Annotated in this window: 17 protein-coding genes; 9 read left to right on the plus strand and 8 right to left on the minus strand. The window is 71.4% G+C overall.

What is annotated here, in order from left to right; genetic code table 11:
* Positions 1–73: 73 nt before the first annotated feature.
* The 4 genes from DEJ25_RS14715 to DEJ25_RS14730 all read right to left on the minus strand — a co-directional run bounded on the left by DEJ25_RS14715 (position 74) and on the right by DEJ25_RS14730 (position 5,268).
* Positions 74–1,690 (minus strand): ABC transporter ATP-binding protein, encoded by a 1,617-nt coding sequence (locus DEJ25_RS14715; RefSeq protein ID WP_111045157.1) that lies wholly within the window; start codon positions 1,688–1,690, stop codon positions 74–76.
* Positions 1,687–2,613: an ABC transporter permease gene (locus DEJ25_RS14720; protein WP_111045158.1), complete on the minus strand. Its 927-nt coding sequence runs from the start codon at positions 2,611–2,613 to the stop codon at positions 1,687–1,689. Before DEJ25_RS14720 ends, DEJ25_RS14715 begins: the two co-directional genes overlap by 4 nt.
* Positions 2,610–3,539: an ABC transporter permease gene (locus tag DEJ25_RS14725; RefSeq protein ID WP_258366519.1), complete on the minus strand. Its 930-nt coding sequence runs from the start codon at positions 3,537–3,539 to the stop codon at positions 2,610–2,612. The genes DEJ25_RS14720 and DEJ25_RS14725 overlap by 4 nt, the downstream gene beginning before the upstream one ends.
* A gap of 79 nt (positions 3,540–3,618) precedes the next feature.
* The gene (locus tag DEJ25_RS14730) at positions 3,619–5,268 is read right to left on the minus strand and encodes an ABC transporter substrate-binding protein (RefSeq protein WP_111045160.1); all 1,650 of its coding nucleotides are present in this window, start codon (positions 5,266–5,268) and stop codon (positions 3,619–3,621) included.
* 32 nt (positions 5,269–5,300) lie between these two features.
* Here DEJ25_RS14730 and DEJ25_RS14735 point away from each other — a divergent pair, with 32 nt between their 5' ends.
* Positions 5,301–5,900, plus strand: coding sequence for a TetR/AcrR family transcriptional regulator (locus tag DEJ25_RS14735; protein WP_111045161.1), 600 nt, complete (start codon positions 5,301–5,303; stop codon positions 5,898–5,900).
* Between the two features lie 72 nt (positions 5,901–5,972).
* Positions 5,973–6,731, plus strand: coding sequence for a hypothetical protein (locus DEJ25_RS14740; RefSeq protein WP_111045162.1), 759 nt, complete (start codon positions 5,973–5,975; stop codon positions 6,729–6,731).
* A gap of 66 nt (positions 6,732–6,797) precedes the next feature.
* Here the strand turns inward: DEJ25_RS14740 and DEJ25_RS14745 are convergent, their stop codons facing one another.
* Positions 6,798–7,871: a cation diffusion facilitator family transporter gene (locus tag DEJ25_RS14745; RefSeq protein WP_111045163.1), complete on the minus strand. Its 1,074-nt coding sequence runs from the start codon at positions 7,869–7,871 to the stop codon at positions 6,798–6,800.
* Positions 7,872–8,125: 254 nt separating this feature from the next.
* Between DEJ25_RS14745 and ileS the strand changes: the two genes are divergently transcribed.
* Genes ileS through ndk form a run of 4 tightly spaced genes read left to right on the plus strand, consistent with a single transcriptional unit; the run spans position 8,126 to position 13,731 of the window.
* The gene (gene ileS / locus DEJ25_RS14750) at positions 8,126–11,410 is read left to right on the plus strand and encodes an isoleucine--tRNA ligase (RefSeq protein ID WP_181427464.1); all 3,285 of its coding nucleotides are present in this window, start codon (positions 8,126–8,128) and stop codon (positions 11,408–11,410) included.
* Entirely contained in the window at positions 11,407–12,864 is a 1,458-nt protein-coding gene (locus DEJ25_RS14755) for a folylpolyglutamate synthase/dihydrofolate synthase family protein (RefSeq protein WP_111045164.1), read from the plus strand. Before ileS ends, DEJ25_RS14755 begins: the two co-directional genes overlap by 4 nt.
* Complete coding sequence (locus tag DEJ25_RS14760; protein WP_146240699.1) at positions 12,861–13,277, plus strand: DUF4233 domain-containing protein; 417 nt, start codon at positions 12,861–12,863, stop codon at positions 13,275–13,277. Before DEJ25_RS14755 ends, DEJ25_RS14760 begins: the two co-directional genes overlap by 4 nt.
* 34 nt (positions 13,278–13,311) lie before the next feature.
* Entirely contained in the window at positions 13,312–13,731 is a 420-nt protein-coding gene (gene ndk, locus DEJ25_RS14765) for a nucleoside-diphosphate kinase (RefSeq protein ID WP_110903983.1), read from the plus strand.
* A gap of 61 nt (positions 13,732–13,792) precedes the next feature.
* On the opposite strand, the gene DEJ25_RS14770 is transcribed toward ndk, so the two are convergent.
* Together DEJ25_RS14770 and DEJ25_RS14775 are read right to left on the minus strand one after the other, a co-directional pair.
* Positions 13,793–14,659 carry a thioredoxin domain-containing protein gene (locus DEJ25_RS14770; RefSeq protein WP_111045166.1) on the minus strand — a complete coding sequence of 289 codons (867 nt, stop codon included), beginning with the start codon at positions 14,657–14,659 and terminating at the stop codon, positions 13,793–13,795.
* Positions 14,660–14,762: 103 nt separating this feature from the next.
* Positions 14,763–15,368 (minus strand): vitamin K epoxide reductase family protein, encoded by a 606-nt coding sequence (locus DEJ25_RS14775; protein ID WP_110903981.1) that lies wholly within the window; start codon positions 15,366–15,368, stop codon positions 14,763–14,765.
* A 327-nt stretch (positions 15,369–15,695) separates the two neighbouring features.
* On the opposite strand from DEJ25_RS14775, the gene DEJ25_RS14780 reads away from it, so the two are divergent.
* Positions 15,696–18,845, plus strand: coding sequence for an Rne/Rng family ribonuclease (locus DEJ25_RS14780; protein WP_111045167.1), 3,150 nt, complete (start codon positions 15,696–15,698; stop codon positions 18,843–18,845).
* A gap of 187 nt (positions 18,846–19,032) precedes the next feature.
* Entirely contained in the window at positions 19,033–19,545 is a 513-nt protein-coding gene (locus DEJ25_RS14785; RefSeq protein ID WP_111045168.1) for a hypothetical protein, read from the plus strand.
* 66 nt (positions 19,546–19,611) lie between these two features.
* On the opposite strand, the gene DEJ25_RS14790 is transcribed toward DEJ25_RS14785, so the two are convergent.
* On the minus strand, positions 19,612–19,899 hold the full coding sequence (locus DEJ25_RS14790) for a DUF4031 domain-containing protein (RefSeq protein ID WP_111045169.1): 288 nt from the start codon (positions 19,897–19,899) through the stop codon (positions 19,612–19,614).
* A gap of 176 nt (positions 19,900–20,075) precedes the next feature.
* Here DEJ25_RS14790 and rplU point away from each other — a divergent pair, with 176 nt between their 5' ends.
* A complete protein-coding gene (gene rplU, locus DEJ25_RS14795) occupies positions 20,076–20,384 on the plus strand; it encodes a 50S ribosomal protein L21 (protein WP_110903978.1) in 309 nt (102 codons plus the stop codon).
* Positions 20,385–20,393: the final 9 nt, after the last annotated feature.

Consider the following 20,393-nt stretch of genomic DNA (forward strand, 5'->3'; position numbering starts at 1 on the left):
GACCCGCGTCACGTGGGTCGGGCCTCCGTCGCGTGGGTGGTCAGGTCCGGCACCCGCGCCGACGGCGTGACCGTCAGGCCGTCGGGCCGGCTGCCAGCCGTCCGGCGGCACGGACGAGCCGCTGCGTCACGGGGTGCTCCGGACGGCCGAACACGGCCTCGGCCGGGCCGTGCTCGACGACGATGCCCTCGTGGACGACGAGCAACTCGTCCGCGAGCCGCCGGACGGCTCGCAGGTCGTGCGACACGAAGACCATCGCGACGCCGGTGTCGTCGCGGAGCCGTTCGAGCAGGCCCAGCACGGCGTCCTGCACGGTGGCGTCGAGGGCGGTCACCGGCTCGTCGAGCACCAGGACCTCCGGCTCGGTGGCCAGCGCGCGGGCGATCGCGAGCCGCTGCCGCTGACCGCCGGACAGGGTGCGGGGCGACCGGGTCCGGAGGCTCGTGTCCAGGTCGACCTGTCGCAGTGCGGCCTCGACACGGTGACCCAGGGCACCGGTCGCACGCCGGGCACGGCCTCCGCTCAGGGCGTCGGCGAGCACGCGGTCGACGTTCCACCGCTCGTCGAACGTGGCGCCCGGGTCCTGGACGACCGCGGCGATCCGGTGTCGCCGGGCACGACGCTCGCGCTCGGGGAGCGGTGCCCACGCCTCGCCGTCGAGCGTGACCGTCCCGGCGTCCGGCGTCTCGAGCCCGAGGAGCATCCGCGCCACCGTCGTCTTGCCGGAGCCCGACGCCCCGACCACGCCGAGCACCCGGCCCGGCGCGACCCGCAGTGCGACGTCGGTGACGGCGGCCACTCCCGGGTAGGAGCGCACGAGGCCCTCCGCGGCGAGCACCGGCTGCTCCGATGCGGACGGGACGCCCACGGAACGGACCGCCGTCGTCGACCGTGTCGCGCGCACCAGGGCCTGCGTGGCGGGGTGGACCGGGGCCTCCAGGACGGTGGCGGTCGGACCCTCCTCGACGATCCGGCCGGCGTCCATCACCGCGACCCGGTCCGCCCAGCCCGCGACGAGTCCGAGGTCGTGCGTCACGACGAGCAGCCCGGTGCCCCGTTGTTGCGCCGCCCGCAGCTGCTCCATCACGCGGAGGGCGATCCCGGCGTCGAGGGCCGTGGTCGGTTCGTCCGCGACGAGGAGCCCGGGCCGGCCGATCGTCGCGGCGGCGATGAGGGCACGCTGTCGCATGCCGCCGGACAGCGTGCCCGCGGTCCGGCCGTCGGTGGCGAGCGCGGGGTCGAGCCCGACGGCCTCCAGTTCGGCACGGACCGCCTCGACGCGGTCGCGAGCCGACAGGTCGGTGTGCAGGCGGAGGGCGTCCGCGACCTCGCGCCCGACCGGACGGAGCGGGTCCAGCGCGCCCAGGGCCTCCTGGCCGACGTAGCCGACGTCACGACCGCGGACCGCGCGCCACCGGCGTTCCGACAGGCCACGGACGTCGTGGTCGGCGACGGCGAGCCGGTCGGCCGTCACCACCGCACCGGTGGCGGAGAGGCCGAGTGCCGCCCGGACCGTGACGGACTTGCCGGACCCGGACGCGCCCACGAGCGCGACGCACTCGCCCGGGGCGACGCGGAGCGTGACGTCGGAGACGAGGGGGAGGCCGTCGATCGTGACGGCGAGACCGGCGACCTCGAGGGCGAGGTCGTCGCCGTGCCCGCTCCCCGCGCCGCTCCCCGCGCCGCTCACCGCGCCGCTCCCGCGCGGCGGAGCGCCCGGCCGAGCACCGTCACCGCGGTCGCGAGCACCACGATCGCCAGCCCCGGGAAGGTGCTCATCCAGGGTGCGGTCTGCAGGTAGGTGCGGCCGTCGGCGAGCATCGCACCCCACTCGGGTGCCGGTGGCGGTGTCCCGACGCCGAGGTAGCTGAGCGCCGACGCCCACACCACGGCCTGGCCGATGCCGAGCGTGCCGACCGCGACGACCGGCCAGAGCGCCGCCGGCAACACGTGGCGGAGCACGATGGCGGCGGGGGAACGGCCGAGCAGCACTGCGGTCTCGACGACCTGGGACGACCGCGCGGTGCGGACCAGGCCGCGGACGATCCGGGCGTACCCGGGGGCGGTCGCGAACCCGACCGCGAGCATCGCCGGCACCGGTCCGGGCCCGGTGACGGCGATGACGACGAGTGCGACGAGGAGCAGCGGCAGCGCGAAGGCGACCTCGGTGACCCGCCCCACGACGGCGTCGACGACCCGGCCGCCGAGCCCCGCGAGGACGCCGAGGACGACGCCGGTGCCACCGCCGACCAGCGTGGCGACCACGCCGACCAGCAGTGACGCGCGCGACCCCGCGACCACCCGTGCCAGGACGTCACGTCCGGACTCGTCCGTGCCGAAGGGGTGGTCGGCGCCGGGCGGCAGGAGCGCCTCGGTCGGGTGCACCGCGAGCGGGTGCGACCCGCCGAGCAGCGTCGGCCACAGCGCCGCCACGACGGCGACGGCCACCACCGCCGCGGCGACGGTGCCTGCCGGGCCGAGCGTCCCCCCACGGAATCGCTCGGACCGGCGCCCGGCGCGGGCGGCGCCGGGGTCCTGGGACGGCGTGCTGCCGGGCACGCCGTCGATGCTGCTGCGTCCGGACGGGAGGCTCGGGTCGACGATGCCGCTCACCGCGCCTCCGCCTCGTCCGACGTCGTGCCCCGCGGGTCGACCGCCCGCTCGACGAGGTCCGCCGCGGCGAGCACCACGACGTACGCCGCCGCCGAGACCAGGGCGATCCCGGCGACCAGGGGCATGTCCCGCTGCGTCACGGCGGTCACCAGCGCCCGCCCGATGCCGGGCAGCGCGAACACCGATTCGACGACCACGGCCCCGGACACCAGCGACCCGAAGGCCCAGGCGGACAGGGCGATGCCGGGCAGGGCCGCGTGCCGGAGCAGGTGCCGCCCGAACAGCCCCGCGCGGGACTCGCCCCGACCCCTGGCCGCGAGCGCGAACGCCGAGCGCTGCGCGTCCACGACGCCGTCGCGGATCGTCTCGGCCAGGTACCCCGCGACCGGCACCGCGACGACCAGCACCGGCAGCACCCACCCCCGGACGGTCCCGTCGCTCACCGCGGGCACCCACCCCAGGCTGCCGGCGAAGACGACGATGAGCACGCTGCCGAGCCAGAAGTGCGGCATCACGCTCGCGGTCACCGACAGCCCGGTGGTCAGCAGCGCCGCCGCGCGCCCGCGCTGCGTCGACCACCACGCGGCGACGACCGCGAGCAACCAAGCGACGACCAGCCCCGCCACCGCGAGCGTCAGCGTCACCGGGAGCTCCTGCGTCAGCAGCGTCGACACCGGCGTGCGGAACGCGTACGAGTCGCCGAGCTGCCCGGTCGCCAGGCGTCCGAGGAACACCGCGTACTGCGCGAGCACCGGGCGGTCGAGGCCGTACTCGGAGCGGACCTGCGCCACCGCCTCGGCCGAGGCCTGCGAGCCCGGTCCGCCGAGGATCGCGAGTGCCGGGTCACCGGGGATCAGGCGGATCGCGACGAACACGATCGTCGCGACCGCCCACAGGACGCCGACCCCGCCGAGCAGCCGGCGCACCGCCCAACGCGCCCACCGGACGGCGGGCGAGTGGCGTGCCGGACGGGTGCCGGGCCTCCTGGTCGTCGCCACCGGTGCGTCAGCGGGCGAGCCACGCCGTCCCGAACCACGGCGTGGAGACCGACGTGGTCGAGATGCCGTGCACGGCCGAGCGGTACAGGAAGTGGTTCTGCTGGTCGTAGAGGGGCAGCACGGTCCGGCTCTCGAGGATCGTCTTCTGCGCCTGTTCGACCAGGTCGGCACGCTCCGACGAGTCGGCGGTCTGCGCCGCCTGCTCGAGCAGCCGATCGAGGGCCGGGTCGTCGAGCTGCGCGAGGTTCGCGAAGTACCCGGACGGCGCCGGTGTGATCGACGCGGAGTCGTAGAGGACACGGAGGACGTCCGGGCCGACCTTCGTGTACGGCGCGCTCACGACGTCGTACTGGTTCTCCGCCAGGGCGGCGTACCAGCTGGACAGGTCGAGTTCCTCGAGCTCGACGGTGATGCCGACCTTCGCTTCGGAGGCCTGGATCTGCTGGAAGAGGCTGCGCTCAGCCGGCACCGACTGGTTCGTGGAGACCGGGAACGTGACGGTGAGGGGCTCGCCGTCCTTCTCGCGGGCGCCATCGCTGTTCGTCTTCCAGCCGGCGGCGTCGAGCAGCCGCTTCGCCTCGGACGGGTCGTACGCGAAGAGCGACTCGTCGGAGTACGAGGTCGGCTCCACACTGGACAGCACCGAGTACGAGCGCTTCGCGGTGCCGAGGAACAGGGACTTCAGGCCCGGGTCGATCTCGGCAGCTGCGATGAACGCCTTGCGGACGGACTCGTCCTGGAAGACCCCGTGGCCGGAGTTCAGCTCGAGCCGGTTCGACGCGCCGGGACGCGGGGCATCGAGGTCGCGGATCGCGGCCTTCGACGACGCGGCCCGCAGCTGGTCCGGCTGGGCGTTGTCGATGACGTCGACCTGCCCGGACTGCAGTGCCGCGTAGCGGGAGGTCGAGTCCGGCAGGAACCGCCAGGTCAGACCGTTGAGCCGGGGCTTCGTGGTCGAGTCGCCGAGCGGCGTGTAGTCGGCGTTCTCCGTCAGGGTGACGCGGTCGCCGTGCTTCCAGTCGGTGACCTCGAACGGGCCGGTGCCGACGGGGGACTCGCAGTTCGTGGCCTGCTTCCGCTGCAGGGCCTTCGGCGACTCCATGCCGACCCAGGGCTGCGAGAACGACTCGAGGAGCGCGGCGTCCGGCCGGCTGAGCGACAGGGTGACCGTCCGGTCGTCGGTGGCCGTGGCCTCCTCGATCGACTGCAGGGCGAGGTACCCGGTGCTGGAGGCCGTGGCGGGGTCCTGCACGTGCTCGATGTTCGCGACGACGGCCGCGGCGTCGAACGGGGTGCCGTCGGTGAACGTCACGTCGTCCCGCAGGGTGAAGGTGAGGGTCTTGCCGTCATCGCTCGTCGACCACTTCGTGGCCAGTTCGGGTGTGGGCTCACCGTCGTCGAGACCGACGAGTTCCTCGATGTACTGCGTCGCCAGGAGCGCCTGCGGGTAGTTGCCGCCGACGTGCGGGTCGAGGCAGGTCGGTTCCGCGTCGCCCGAGGCGTACGTCAGCGTGCCCCCACGGACCGGGGTGCTGCTGTCGCTGGGGCTGCCGCCGCCGGAGCAGGCGGCGACGGCCAGGAGGACCGTGGCCGCGCTGGCGACGCCGGTCACGATGCGCCGCAGCGCCGGGGTTTTCTGTACTGGGTCCAAGATCATGGCTCGACGAGTCTAGCGGTTTACTGGAGGGCATGGACCAGCCAACCCGCCGAGGCGGTCGACCGCGACGATCGAGCGCCGAGGTGCTCGCCGACGCCGCTGCCGAGCTCTTCCTCGAGCAGGGGTACGCGAAGACCACCGTGGACCACATCGCCGCCCGCGCCGGTGTCAGCCGCGCGACCTTCTTCAACTACTTCGCCGCGAAGTCCGACGTGATGTGGCTCGACCTCGACGCCGCGGTGGCCGAGTTCCCGCAGCACCTGGCGTCCTCCGCCGAGACGAGCGCCGTCCGCGCCGTGGAGGACGCTCTGCTCGCCACCGCCCGCGCCCACGATCCGGACCGCGTGCCCTGGGCCATCAGCCAGGCCGAGGTGATGGACGTCGGTGCCGAACTCGTCGCGAGCGGTGCCACCCGGGTCACGGGGCAGCACCAGGCGATCGCGTCGTTCGTCGCCGGGCGGACCGGAGAGCACCCGGCGTCGCTCTGGCCGCAGACCGTGGCGGGGTCGATGCTCGGGGCGGCTGCCGCTGCCTTCGGGGTCTGGGTGACCGACGGGGTCGCGCGACGTCCACTCGTGGAGTACGTCGCCGCCGCGCTGACGCCGGTGGTGGCGGGGCTCGACTCGCGCTGACCCGGTGTCGCTCCGCTGGTAGGTTCTGCGTGCGCCGTCCGAGGGGGACGGCCGATGACTCCAGGGGGATCCGTGTCCGAGACACCCGAACAGCAGCCGTCCTCGTCCGGAACGGGTGGTCCGGACCCGGAGCACCACGAGCCGGACGCCACGCAGGCCCCGCAGTACCCGGCGCAGGCGCCGCAGGACGGCGGTCAGCCGCAGTACCCGGCGGAGGCGCCGCAGGACGGCGGTCAGCAGACGCCGCAGTACCCCGCGCAGGCTCCTCAGTACCCGGCGGGCCAGCAGCAGCCGCCGCAGTTCGGCGGTCAGCCGCCGCAGTACCCCGGCGCCTCGCAGGGCCAGCAGCCCTGGCAGGGTGCCGGCGCCCCGATGGTCCAGCCCGGGGGAGCCGCTGCGTACGGCGGCCGCCCGCAGCAGCCCCGGGGTCGTCGGGTCCTGGTGGCCGTGGTCGGCATCGTGGCGTTCCTCGTCGCCGGTGCCCTGGTCCGTTGGGGCCTGTCCTCGATCGGCGGCCCGTCGAAGCAGGAGCTCGTCGACCAGGGGGTCGAGAAGATCACCGAGCAGACGACCTTCCCGAAGCAGGTCGACGAGATCACGACCTGGACCGGGGTGGACGCCGAGGACGAGGCGATCCACTACCGCTACAGCGTCGCCGCCGACCCGACCGCGATCTCCGAGCGGGCGATCCGCAGCTCCGTGCTGTCGAACCTCTGCTCGACGACGGCGACGCGGGACATCCTCGAGGAGGACATCGCGATGCGGTACTCGTACGTCTTCCCGGGCTCGACCAAGACCGTCGACCTCGAGTTCACCGACGCCGACTGCTGACGCCTCGGCCGTCTGGGTCGCCCGGGTCGCCCGGGTCTCGCAGGGCGCTCAGGGCGCTCAGGGCGCTCAGGCGCGGAGCGTCCCGGCGCCTCCGGCGGCGACGTCCTCGACGGTCCCGTCCTTGACGACCTCGGGGATCTCGTTGCCCGTCGGCTTCAGGACCGCGGCACCGGGCACGGACAGCGTGAGCACGGCCTCCTCGACGTACTGGCTGTCCTCGAGCGACTGCTCGATCTTCCGGAGCCGGCCGGCGACGTGCTCCTCGGTGTCGTTCCCGACCAGGTCGACCGCGGCGACCATGTACACGCGCGACGGGCCGACGAACTCCAGGTGCAGGTAGCTGACGCTCTCGACCTGCTCGCGGGCGAGCAGTTCGACGAGCACGGCGTTCTCGAGCTCGGGGGAGGTGCTCTCCCCGAGCAGGAACCGGCGGTTGCGGTCGATGAGGACGACGGCGACGACCCCGAGCAGCAGGCCGACGGCGATCGACCCGATGGCGTCGAACACGGCGAGCCCGGTGACCTGGTGCAGGAAGACACCGAGGAACGCGATGACCAGGCCGACGAGCGCGGCGGCGTCCTCGGCGAAGACGGCTCGAAGCGTCGGGTTCGACGACTGCAGCACGTGCCGGAGGACCGGGACGCGGCGCTTCGTCGCGGCACCGTGGGCCTGGCGGAACGCCTGCAGGAAGCTCGTCCCCTCGAGGAGGAACGACACCCCCAGCACGATGTAGTTGAGGACGACGTCCTCCGCCGGCCCGGTGTCCCCGAGCTCGGTGATGCCGTGGTAGATCGAGACGATCGCGCCCGCGGTGAACAGCCCGAACGCGGCGAACATCGACCAGATGTACGTCTCGCGGCCGTAGCCGAGCGGGTGGCGTGCATCGCGCTTCCGGGCACCGCGTCGTTCGGCGATGAGCAGGAAGATCTCGTTCCCGGTGTCCGCCCACGAGTGCGCGGCCTCGGCGACCATCGACGCGGAGCCCGTCAGCATCGCGGCGACGGACTTGGCCACCGCGACGAGCAGGTTCGCGCCGAACGCGATGAGGACGGTGAGCAGGGACTCCGGCTTCGCTTTCGCGCTGCCGGCCAAGGCGTCCGGAACGGTCGCGGGGGTCTGGGATGACGACGACGAGGGCATCGCTCCAGCATGCTCCCGTCCGGTAGACTCGGGCGCACAGGCATCGATCCGGCCATCACCGGGGAGTCATCCGGAAGAACGCGGCACCCGTCGGGGGTCGTCAGTAGAACCGGACGGGTTCGGGACCGTCATCATCCCCGACGCAGAGTGGTCACGAACAGGCGGTCGCGCCGGTCCGAGGCAAGCGAGGTGGTACCGCGGAGCGCAGGCTCCGTCCTCGTGGTCCAGTTCCACCGACCTCCAGGAGCCATCCGGTGCGTTACCCCCTGAACCGCGAGTCCCCGAACGGCGACGTGTCCGCGAGCGGTGCGGGCGTGAACCCGTCCCCGTCCTTCCCCGCGGTCGAGCGGGGGATCCTCGCCTTCTGGAAGGGCGACGACACGTTCCGCGCGTCCATCGCCGAGCGCGAGGGCTGTGACGAGTGGACCTTCTACGACGGCCCGCCGTTCGCGAACGGCCTGCCGCACTACGGGCACCTGCTGACCGGCTACGCCAAGGACGTCTTCCCGCGCTACCAGACCATGCGTGGCAAGCAGGTGCACCGTCGCTTCGGCTGGGACACCCACGGGCTGCCCGCCGAGCTCGAGGCGATGCGCCAGCTCGGGATCACCGAGAAGCACGAGATCGACGCCATGGGCATCGACGTCTTCAACGCGGCCGCGCGCAAGTCGGTGCTGCAGTACACCGACGAGTGGCAGCAGTACGTCACCCGGCAGGCGCGCTGGGTCGACTTCGAGGACGACTACAAGACCCTCGACGTCACCTACATGGAGAGCGTCCTGTGGGCGTGGAAGACCCTGTGGGACAAGGGCCTGGCGTACGAGGGCTTCCGGGTCCTGCCGTACTGCTGGAACGACCAGACGCCGCTGTCGAACCACGAGCTGCGCATGGACGACGACGTCTACAAGATGCGCCAGGACCAGTCGGTGACGGTCTCGTTCCCGCTCACCGGTGCACGTGCACAGGAGCTCGGACTCGACGGCGTCCGTGCCCTCGCCTGGACCACGACCCCGTGGACGCTGCCGACGAACGCCGCGCTCGCGGTCGGTCCGGCGATCGCGTACGCGGTCCTGCCGGCCGGGCCGGGAGGCGCGGCTGACGGGTCCGACGCCGGTTCGGCCTCCTACCTGCTCGCGGCGGACACGGTCGCCGCGCACGCCAAGGACCTCGGGTACGCCTCGGCGGAGGACGCCGTGGGCGCCGTCACGCGGACGATCGAGGGCCGGGAGCTCGACGGCGTCACCTACGAGCGCCTGTTCGACTTCCTCGCGGAGACCGAGGGCATGGAGAACGCCTGGAAGGTCCTGGTCGCCGAGTACGTCGAGACCGGTGAAGGCACCGGCATCGTGCACCAGGCCCCGGCCTACGGTGCCGACGACCAGGAGGTCTGTGCGGCCGCCGGCATCCCCGTGGTGCTCTCGCTCGACGAGGGCGGTGTCTTCACGTCGCAGTTCCCGCTCGTCGCCGGACAGCTCTGGATGGACGCCAACAAGCCGCTGACGAAGGCCGTCCGCGACGCCGGCCGACTGCTCCGCCAGGCGTCCTACGAGCACAGCTACCCGCACTGCTGGCGCTGCCGCAAGCCCCTGATCTACAAGGCCGTCTCGTCGTGGTTCGTCCGGGTGACCGACCTCCGCGACCGCATGGGCGAGCTCAACCAGGACATCAACTGGGTGCCGGACAACGTCAAGGACGGGCAGTTCGGCAAGTGGGTCGGCAACGCCATCGACTGGTCGGTGTCCCGCAACCGGTACTTCGGCACGCCGATCCCGGTGTGGCAGTCCGACGACCCCGAGTACCCGCGCACCGACGTGTACGGCTCGCTCGCGGACATCGAGCGCGACTTCGGCCGACTGCCGCTGAACGCCGATGGGCAGGTGGACCTGCACCGTCCCTTCATCGACGACCTGACCCGTCCGAACCCGGACGACCCGACGGGTGCGTCCACCATGCGGCGGATCACCGACGTGTTCGACGTCTGGTTCGACTCCGGGTCGATGCCCTACGCGCAGGTGCACTACCCGTTCGAGAACGCCGAGTGGTTCGACGCACACAACCCGGCGGACTTCATCGTCGAGTACATCGGGCAGACCCGCGGCTGGTTCTACGTCATGCACGTGCTCTCCACCGCGCTGTTCGACCGGCCGGCGTACACGAACGTCATCAGCCACGGCATCGTCCTGGGCTCCGACGGCCAGAAGATGTCGAAGAGCCTGCGGAACTACCCGGACGTGTCCGAGGTCTTCGACCGCGACGGCGCCGACGCGATGCGCTGGTTCCTGATGTCGTCGTCGGTGATCCGCGGCGGCAACCTCGTGGTCACCGAAGAGGGCATCCGCCAGGGTGTCCGCGAGTTCCTGCTGCCGCTGTGGTCGACGTACTACTTCTTCACCCTCTACGCGAACGCGTCGGGGGAGTCGGGCTACCAGGCCGCCCGCAGCACCGCGAGCACCGACGTGCTCGACCGGTACCTCCTCGCGAAGACGCGCGTGCTCGTCGCCGACGTGACGACGCACCTCGACGCGCTCGACACCCCGCTCGCCGCGCAGGCGATCCGTGACTTCGCCGACGTGCTCACCAACTGGTACGTCCGCCGGTCGCGGGACAAGTTCTGGGCCGGTGCGGAGACCTCCGCGGAGGCCCGTGCCGCGTTCGACACGCTGTTCACGGTCCTCGAGACCCTCGCCCGGGTGGCGGCGCCGCTGGCACCGCTCGTGACCGAGGAGGTCTGGAAGGGCCTGACCGGTGACCGCAGCGTCCACCTGACCGACTGGCCGGACGCGTCCGAGTTCCCCGCGGACGACGCCCTCGTCGACGCAATGGACCGCGTGCGGGACGTCGCCTCGAAGGGGCTCGCGCTCCGCAAGTCGACCGGCAAGCGCGTCCGGCTGCCGCTCGCGACGCTGACGCTCGTCGTGCCGGACCCCGCAGCGGTCGAGCCGTTCGCGGACATCCTCCGCGACGAGCTCAACGTCAAGCGGGTCGTGCTGGAGGCGCAGGCCGAGGAGTCCCTGGCGCAGTACGGCATCGAGCGGAAGCTCACCGTGAACGCCCGCGCTGCCGGCCCCCGCATCGGCAAGGCCGTGCAGCAGGTCATCCCGGCCGCGAAGAAGGGCGACTGGGCCGCGACCGAGACCGGCGTCACCGTCGGTGGCGTCGACCTGGTCGAGGGCGAGTTCACGCTCGACCTCACCGTGGCCGACACGTCGAAGGCCGTGGCGTTCCTGGACGGCGGCGGGTTCGTCGTCCTCGACACCGTCACCACGCCGGAGCTCGAGGCCGAGGGCATCGCCCGCGACGTCGTCCGTGCCGTGCAGCAGGCCCGTCGCGATGCCGGTCTCGACGTCGGCGACCGCATCGACCTGACGCTCCGAGCGGACGAGACGGCCGCTGCCGCGATCGTCGTGCACGAGACGCTCATCGCGAACGAGACCCTCGCCAGCGGAGTACAGGTCGTGCCGACGGCGTTCGGTCAGGACGAGGACACCGTCGCGGTCGGCGACGGAGCGAAGGTGACCGTGGAGGTCCAGCGCGCATGAGCGACAGCAACGAGTACGACGCCCCGGCGGACGACGCGGACGGGATCGAGATCCCCGTCGGCCCGACCGGTGACACCGCTCCCGGCGAGGAGCTGCCGTACGGCGGGGACGACGACGAGGTCCGCCGTGTCGAGGCGGCGCTCATGGCCCGGATCGGTGAACAGTCGCCCGAGCACCGCCTGACCGCGACCCGACGTGCCGTCGAGCTCCTCGGCGACCCGCACCTGGCGTACCCGGTCATCCACATCACGGGGACGAACGGCAAGACGTCGACCGCCCGGATGACCGAGAGCATCGTCCGTGCCCACGGTCTGCGCACCGGGCTCATGACCAGCCCGCACCTGGTGTCGATCCGGGAACGCATCGTCATCGACGGCGAGCCGATCGAGCCGAGCCGGTTCGTCGAGAACTGGGACGACATCACCCCGATCCTCGAGATGACCGATGCCGAACTCACCGCGAAGGGCGAACTGCCGCTGACGTTCTTCGAGGCGCTGACCGTCCTGGCGCTGGCGTGCTTCGCCGAGGCACCCGTCGACGTCGCCGTGATCGAGGTCGGCATGGGCGGCGAGTGGGACTCCACCAACGTGGTGCAGAGCCAGGTGCAGGTCTTCACCCCGATCGCCATCGACCACGCGAAGCAGCTCGGCAACACGGTCGCCGAGATCGCGCGCACGAAGTCCGGGATCATCAAGCCGTCCTCGTCCGTGGTCACGTCGGCCCAGGTGCCCGAGGCGCTCGCCGAACTCGAGCGGGCCGCCGAGCTCACCGAGTCGACGCTGGCGGTCGAGGGAACCCGCTTCCGGGTGACCAGCGACACCCCGGCGGTCGGGGGGCAGCTGATCAGCGTGCAGGGCATCGCCGGGACCTATGACGACCTGTTCGTACCGCTGTTCGGCGCCCACCAGGCCCGCAACGCGGCGGTCGCGATCGCCGCGGTCGAGTCGTTCCTCGGCCGGGGCAGCCAGGCACTCGACGAGGACGTCCTCAGCGAGGGGTTGGCCAACGCGACGAGCCCTGGGCGGCTCCAGCCGATCGCGACCGGTCCGACCGTCGTCGTCGACGCAGCGCACAACCCGCACGGCGCGAAGGCACTCGCCGACGCGCTGCCCGTGGCGTTCCCGTCCGGACACGTCGTCGGCGTCGTCGGGATCCTCCGCGACAAGGACGCGCGCGGGTTCGTCCGTGCCCTCAAGGACACCGTCGCGACCTTCGTCGTGACACAGCCGCCGGGGGAGCGGGCGCTCGACGCCGACGAGTTCGCCCGGCTCGTCGTCGACGAGGTCGGCAACGACCGGGTCGTCGTCGAGCCGTCGCTCGCCGGCGCCCTGCAGGAAGCCCGTGACCTGGCCGACGACGCCGACGCCGAGGACGCGATGGTCTTGGTCGCCGGCTCGATCGTGATGGTGGGTGCCGTCATGGAGATGGTCCACCGCGAAGGCGGAACGAAGTGACGGACGCACCACGGGCCTCCCGTCCGCCCCGCACGCCCCGGATGCGACGTCCGCGTCGGGACCGCGGGGCCCGCGAGAGCCTGCTGTCGATCACCCTCGTGCTCGAGGCGATCATGTTCTTCTTCCCGATGCTCGTCGTCTACGGCAAGCACACCCTGCCGGCCGGACTGGCGTTCGGCGGTGGCATCGCTGCGATCGTCATCCTGGCCCTGGCGTCCCGACTGACCGGCTCCCGTGCCGGTGTATGGTTCGGGTGGCTGCTGCAGGCGGCCATCCTCGCCACCGGGTTCATCGAGCCCTTCATGGTCGTGGTGGGCGTGGTGTTCCTGGCGCTGTGGGTCTTCTGCTTCGTCAAGGGCGGTCAGCTCGACCGTCAGAACGCCGCCCGCCGAGCCGCACTCGGCGAGGACTGACCCACCACCACCTCGAACCGCAGGGAGTCCCGCTGTGTCCGAACTCGAAGAGACCCTCGTCCTCGTCAAGCCCGACGGCGTCGCCCGCCAGCTCACCGGTGAGATCCTCCGCCGCATCGAGGCGAAGGGGTACGAGATCGTCGACCTGAAGATGCTGACCGCGCCGCGCGACCTGCTCGACAGCCACTACGAAGAGCACCAGGGCAAGCCGTTCTTCGAGCCGCTCGTCGAGTTCATGCAGTCCGGTCCGCTCGTCGCCGTGCGCGTCGCGGGCAACGGCGTCATCGCCGGGTTCCGCTCGCTCGCCGGGACCACCGACCCGACCTCGGCCGCTCCCGGCACCATCCGTGGTGACCTGGGCCGCGACTGGGGTCTCAAGGTCCAGCAGAACCTGGTGCACGGCTCGGACTCGGCGGAGTCCGCCGCCCGTGAGCTCGGACTCTGGTTCGCCTGATCCGGTACGACGAAGGCCCCCGCACTCTCGAGTGCGGGGGCCTTCGTCGTCGTGCCGGCGACTACTTGCCGGAGCCGCCGTTCTGCTCCACGAAGGAGGCGAAGGCCTGGGCGTCGGACCAGGCGTTGGTGCCGGTTCCGTTGTACTGCTTGCCGTTCACGAGGACGGTGGGAGTCCCGGTCAGCTTCGGCAGGTCGGAGTTCGGCAGGGGCTCGGTGAGCGCACGGTTCGTGGCGTCGGCGACCCAGCCTGCGAACCGCTGGTCGGTGATGCAGGACTGCACCTCTGCGTTCGTCGCGCCGGCCTTCTTCGCGATGTCGGCGAGCTTGTCGTTCGTCAGACCGCGGGTGTTCTCCGACGGCTGGTTCTCGTAGAAGGCGCTGTTGACGTCGAGGAAGGCGTCGGGATCGTAGTTCGCGACACAGGCGGCCGCGGCGGCCGAGCGGGTCGAGTACTTCGAGCCGAGCGAGGCGCGGTCGAGCAGGTTGAACGGGCGCACCTCGAGCGTGGCGGTGCCGTCCTGCACCCACTGCTTGATCTGGGACATGTTGCCCGTCTCGAACTGGTTGCAGATCGGGCACATGTAGTCCTCGTACACGGTGATGTTCGCGACCGAGTCGTCCTGCTTCGTGGCCCTCGGCTTCCCACCCTCGGGGATGCCCTTCGTCTCGACCGGGACGATCTTGCCGTTCTGCCCCGTGAGCACGATGCCGTCGCTCGCCATGTTCTTCGGTCCGGGCCCGACGGGCTGGATCGAGTTCGCGACCACGAGCACGACGATCGCGACGACCGCGAGCGACGCCACGATGATGCCGCTGATCAGGAACGTCTTGTTCCGACGTCGGCGGGCCTGCTCCTTCTGGCGGGCCTCGCGGGCACGCTCGCGCGCGGCGTTGCGGCGCGCCTTCTTGCTCTCGTTGTCGCTCATCGGGATCGAGCGTAACGGCTCCGACCGCCGGGACCGGGCCCCTGTGCTGGGAAGACCCCAGGAATCAGGTGACACGTCACCACCGTGGGCTCAGTCGCGGAGTTCAGAGGGTGGTCAGGAGCGTCGGGAACTGAACGAGGATCACCACGACGATGAACAGGTAGTTCGCGAGCGGGAACGCCCAGCAGAACGGCAGGAGCGCTCGGCCGATCCGTCGTCCCCCGGTGCCGAACGGCAGGTTCCCCTTCGCCAGGTTCCAGATCGTGAAGATCCAGAACAGCGGGATCGTCATGGCCCAGACGAGCATGCACCAGAGGCAGAGGTACCCGATGAACCAGACGGTCTGGGTGAACAGCCAGGTGACGAAGACCCAGGCCAGGAAGAGCCCGGCGTTGAACAGCGTCCAGAACCACTTCGTACCCCGGAACCCTGCCAGCAGCGCGATGCCGACGGCGATCGGTGCCACGAACCCCATCATCCCCAACAGCGGGTTCGGGAACCCGAAGAGGTGCCCTTGCCACGTCGTCATGACGTTCGAGCAGTTGAGGAAGGGGCTGACGTCACACGTCAGCACCTTCTGCGGGTTCTCGTACTTGGCGAACTCGTCGAGCACCAGACTGAACGCCGCGTACAGCCCGACCAGTCCGGTCACGAGCAACAGGATCGCGACGGCGACGGGACGGCGGGGAGCAACAGGCGTCGAACTCACGGCGTCATCTTCGCACGAGGCTCCCGGCGTTCTCCGCGACCGCGTGCGATGATGGACCAGTCACCCGGCCGATCCGGGCGACGACGAGAACTTGCCGGGCCACCGCCCGGACGTGATGGTGTTGTGACAGAGCACCGTGACCGGACGACGCGTCACCTCCGACGCCGAGCCGCCGTGAGCCGGGTGCCCACGACGACCGGGCGTGGACGAGACGCCGGATCGGTCACTGACAGCAGCGAGCGCGGGGGCGGAGTCGCCGCCCGCACCGATACGAGAGAATTCCCGCCACCCACCGGGTGCGTGCGGGGTCGAGGAGTGCACCAGTCCATGGTGGAGCAGAACGAGAACCAGAACCAGAACACCGACGACGCGCCGAAGCGCCGGACCCGCCTCTTCGGCGGCCGTCGCGCCCGGTCCGGCGGCCTGGAGGCGCCTGACCCGTCCGACACGTCGACCGACGCCGTCGAGACGGTCGGGTCCGACGAGCAGGTCGAGTACGACGAGCAGGTCGGGTCCGACGAGCAGCTCGATCCCGACCGGTCGTCCGACGTGGTCGAGGCGCTCGATGTCGCGGACACGGTCGACGCCTCCGACGGTGCCGACGTGAGCGACACCGCTGACGTCACCGACACCGCCGAGGCAGACGTGAGCGACACGACCGAGGTCGAGCAGTCGCCGGACTCGGAGACCGTCGAGGTCGTGGTCGACACCGCGACCGGCACGGTCTCCGTCGTGGTGGAAGCCGCCTCGGGTGCGGGAACCGCGCCGGAGGACGTCAGCACCCTGACCGGTGACCTGCCGGCCGTCGGCCAGGACGAGGTCGGGACGCAGGGCGCGGCGGACGCGAGCGACGTGCCGGAGGCGCGACGGGCCTCCCGTCCGGACGCGGCGTCGGCCCCGGCCGAGCCGTTCGTCCCGAAGGCGACCAGCACGCTCAGCCTGATCTTCCACGCCCCGGTGCTGCCGGAGCTGCCCGCCCGATCTGACCGTGACCGTGATCGGAGCGACCGGTACGACCGTTCGGACCGAGCCGAGCGCTCGGGACGCGGCTCCCGCTCCGGCCGGAGCGACCGGTACGACCGGTCGGACCGGTACGACCGGTCCGACCGTGACGACCGCGACGACCGCCCGGAGCGCGACGAGCGCACCGATCGGGTCGACCGTTCTGACCGTTGGGATGACGAGGACCGCGACGAGCAGGGTGGCAGCCGCCGCCGCACCCGCCGCCGGGGCAGCAGCAGCGACCGCGAGCAGGCCGAACCGCGTCGCCGCGAGCCCGAGCTCATCACCGAGCCGCAGCGCATCAAGGGCTCCACCCGTCTCGAGGCCAAGAAGCAGCGCCGTCGTGACGGCCGTGACGCCGGACGTCGTCGCCAGGTCGTGACCGAGGACGAGTTCCTGGCCCGCCGCGAGAGCGTCGACCGCCAGATGATCGTGCGGTCGAGCTCCTCGACCATCGAGATCGGCGTGCTCGAGGACGGCGTCCTCGCCGAGCACTACGTGACGAAGTCGCAGAACGTCTCGCTCATCGGCAACGTCTACCTCGGCAAGGTGCAGAACGTGTTGCCCTCGATGGAGGCCGCCTTCGTCGACATCGGCCGCGGTCGCAACGCCGTCCTGTACGCCGGCGAGGTCGACTGGAACTCGGTCGACACCAGCCACGGTCGTCGCATCGAGGCCGCGCTCAAGCCGGGTGACAAGGTGCTCGTGCAGGTCACGAAGGACCCGGTCGGCCACAAGGGCGCGCGTCTGACCAGCCAGGTGTCCCTGCCGGGCCGTTACCTGGTCTACGTGCCCAACGGCTCGATGAACGGCATCTCCCGCAAGCTGCCGGACACCGAGCGCGCCCGTCTCAAGAAGATCCTCAAGGAGGTCCTCCCCGAGCACGCCGGCGTCATCGTGCGCACGGCCGCCGAGGGTGCCACCGAGGACCAGCTGACGCGCGACGTGCAGCGCCTCACCAGCCAGTGGGAGGCCATCGAGAAGAAGGTCCAGAGCGGCCAGGCGCCGGTCATGCTGCACTCCGAGCCGGACCTGCTGGTGAAGATCGTCCGTGACGTCTTCAACGAGGACTTCACGAAGCTCATCATCGACGGCGAGTCCGCTCGACAGACCATCGACGAGTACCTCAGTGCGGTCGCGCCGGACCTCAAGGACCGGGTCGAGCTCTACCAGGGCCCGGACTCGTTCGAGGAGTACCGGATCAACGAGCAGATCGAGAAGGCCCTCGACCGCAAGGTCTGGCTGCCCTCCGGTGGTTCGCTCGTGATCGACCGCACCGAGGCCATGACGGTCGTCGACGTCAACACCGGGAAGTTCGTCGGCTCCGGGGGCAACCTCGAGGAGACCGTCACGAAGAACAACCTGGAGGCCGCCGAGGAACTCGTCCGCCAGCTCCGTCTGCGGGACATCGGCGGCATCATCGTCGTCGACTTCATCGACATGGTGCTCGAGGAGAACCGGGACCTCGTGCTCCGTCGCCTCATGGAGTGCCTGAGCCGCGACCGGACGAAGCACCAGGTGGCCGAGGTCACCTCGCTCGGCCTCGTGCAGATGACCCGCAAGAAGATCGGTGTCGGTCTGCGCGAGTCGCTCGACGAGGTCAACGCGCAGGTCAACGACAACAACGCGGACCCGGGGCCGACCAAGGGCCGCCGCAAGGCCCGTGGCGGCAACGGCAACGGTGGAGGCACGAACGGCAACGCCGTCGCGGCCGAGTCGAAGTCGTCGCAGGCGCACCAGATCACCGACGACGTCAAGCACGCGTTGTCGCGGATCGCCGCGTCGACCATCCCGCACGAGCAGTCCGACGTGCCGGTCACCGGCGTCGCCGGTGCCGCGTCGCCGGTCACGGCGGCGTCGCCGACGTCGCCGGTCGCCCCCGCGGCCGAGGCGCCGAGTGAGCCCACCGGTGGCTCGAAGCGTCGTCGCCGTCGTGGCAGCCGGGCCGGTGACGCGCAGCAGGTGTCGAGCGACGCGCAGCAGGTGTCGAGCGACGCGCAGCAGGCGTCGAGTGACGCGCAGCAGGGGTCCGCCGAGCAGCACACGTCGCTCGCGACGCCCGCCCCGGAGGCGGTGCTCCCGGGGACGACGACGGGTGTCCACACGCGGTCAACGCGTCCGGAGTCGGCACCGGCGCAGTCGGCCGCGGCTGTCGCTGAGCAGCCCGCCGCCGAGGTGGCGCCGAAGGAGCGTCCCGCCGGTCGCCGTCGGGTCAGCTCGTCGGCCCCGGTCACGCCGGCCGACACCACCGTCGCCATCCTCGACATCCCGGTCGGCGTCGCCAAGCGCGAGCCGCGTCGGGTGAGCGAGGAAGCGGCGGAGTCCCTCCTCGACTCGGTGCTGCAGGCGCTGCCGGAGCCGAAGCAGCCCGGCCAGGGTCGTGCGCGTTCGCGTCGTGTCTCGTCGGGGAGCATCAGCGCCCCGGCGAACCCGACGGCCACCGAGGACGACGGCACCGTCATCCTCGGGCAGTGATGTGACGGACGAGCAGCGTCCGGCTGGTCGTGACCCGGTACCGGGTCATGACCAGCCCCGGACGGGCTGGGGAGCCGTACCACCGCCGGGGGCACCCCCGTCGGCGGTGCCCCCGCTGGATCCGGCCGGTCCTGGTCGGGCCGGTTCGGGTGCTGGTTCTGCTCGGGCTGGGTCTGGTCGGGCCGGCGTGCCCGTCGCCACGTCCGTCCTCGCGCCCGAGGTCTCCATCGTCGCCACGACGGGCGCGGCCATCACCGTGGTCAGCGTCGTCCTGGTCGAGTTCCTGGCGGGCCTGATCGGGCTGCTCGGCACGAGCACGATCGTCGGCCCCTTCCGGAGCCACGGTGGGACGAGCCTGGTCGAGGCCTTCGTGCAGAACGTCTTCGTCGCGCGCTCCCCGTTCGCCCTCGCGGCCTTCCTGGTGCTGGCCTTCCTGGTGCCGGTGGTGCCGCGTGCCCCGCTGCCCGTCGTGCTCCTGCGGAGCGTCCTGGCGGGTGCTGCGGGCACCGTGGCACTCGCCCTGGTCGGCATCGTCACCGCGGTCCACGACGCCGTCCAGCAGGGGAGCGTGGGGCAGGGGCTCGGGCGTCTGCTCGTCGACGTCGTCACCACGCCGCTGCAACTCGGGCTGCCGATGACCCTGATGCTGCTCGGGTCGGCTTCGGCCGCGTGGCTGTGGGTCGGCCGGCATCCGCGCTGACGTCCCGCGACACGCCCGTGTGTGCCCTCCCGGTGACGGATCCGGTCGACGTTCCCGGTGCCGCGGTCAGTCCTGGTCGCGCGCCGTCTTCCGCTTGTCGCGCTGCGGCACACGGAGTCCGCTGGCGATGAGGCGCAGCACCAGCTCGCGCCCGGTCACCGGGGCGGCCCCGGAGGCCACGAGTTCGGCGTACCGGTCCTGCGGCACGTCGTAGTGGTCGTGGTCGAACGCGCGCCGTGGGACCCCCGCCCGGTCGGCGAAGGCATGCAGCTCGTCGTAGGATGAGTCACTGACCAGGTGTGACCAGAGCGTGTCGTGTGCGGGCCAGGCCGGGGGATCGATCAACACGGTCATCCCCCCATGGTACGTGTGTCGGCGTTTGACCCGCCTGGTCGGATCGAGTATTCTCGATCCCTGGTGTCAGCGGGCCGTTCTGCCTGCGTCGCCGATCGTCCCGGGGCAACCCAGGGCGCTCGCGCAGAAGTGGGCACCCGAGACTTCCCTCAAGCAGAGTTACGTAAGGATTCCACGTGGTTTACGCAGTAGTGCGCGCCGGCGGCCGTCAGGAGAAGGTCGAGGTCGGCTCGATCATCACCATCGACCGCATCAAGGCCGACGACAATGGCAACATCGACCTCGCGCCGGTGCTCCTCGTGGACGGGGACAAGATCACCTCCGCCGCGTCCGAGCTCGCGAACGTGACGGTCACCGCCGAGGTCCTGGCCGACCTCCGCGGCCCGAAGGTCGTCATCCAGAAGTTCAAGAACAAGACCGGTTACAAGAAGCGCCAGGGCTTCCGCGCGGATCTCACGCGCGTCAAGGTCACCAAGATCGCATAAGGCGGGAGC

It is taken from the genome of Curtobacterium sp. MCPF17_011 (assembly GCF_003234145.1).
Lineage (GTDB): Bacteria > Actinomycetota > Actinomycetes > Actinomycetales > Microbacteriaceae > Curtobacterium.

Bases quoted from the DNA above. Each gene is read 5' to 3' on its own strand.
- DEJ25_RS14780 (WP_111045167.1), top strand. From the start codon at position 15,696: ATGGTGGAGCAGAACGAGAACCAGAACCAGAACACCGACGACGCGCCG.
- DEJ25_RS14770 (WP_111045166.1), bottom strand. From the start codon at position 14,659: ATGAGCGACAACGAGAGCAAGAAGGCGCGCCGCAACGCCGCGCGCGAG.
- DEJ25_RS14730 (WP_111045160.1), bottom strand. From the start codon at position 5,268: ATGATCTTGGACCCAGTACAGAAAACCCCGGCGCTGCGGCGCATCGTG.
- DEJ25_RS14790 (WP_111045169.1), bottom strand. From the start codon at position 19,899: ATGACCGTGTTGATCGATCCCCCGGCCTGGCCCGCACACGACACGCTC.
- DEJ25_RS14755 (WP_111045164.1), top strand. From the start codon at position 11,407: ATGAGCGACAGCAACGAGTACGACGCCCCGGCGGACGACGCGGACGGG.
- DEJ25_RS14745 (WP_111045163.1), bottom strand. From the start codon at position 7,871: ATGCCCTCGTCGTCGTCATCCCAGACCCCCGCGACCGTTCCGGACGCC.
- DEJ25_RS14735 (WP_111045161.1), top strand. From the start codon at position 5,301: ATGGACCAGCCAACCCGCCGAGGCGGTCGACCGCGACGATCGAGCGCC.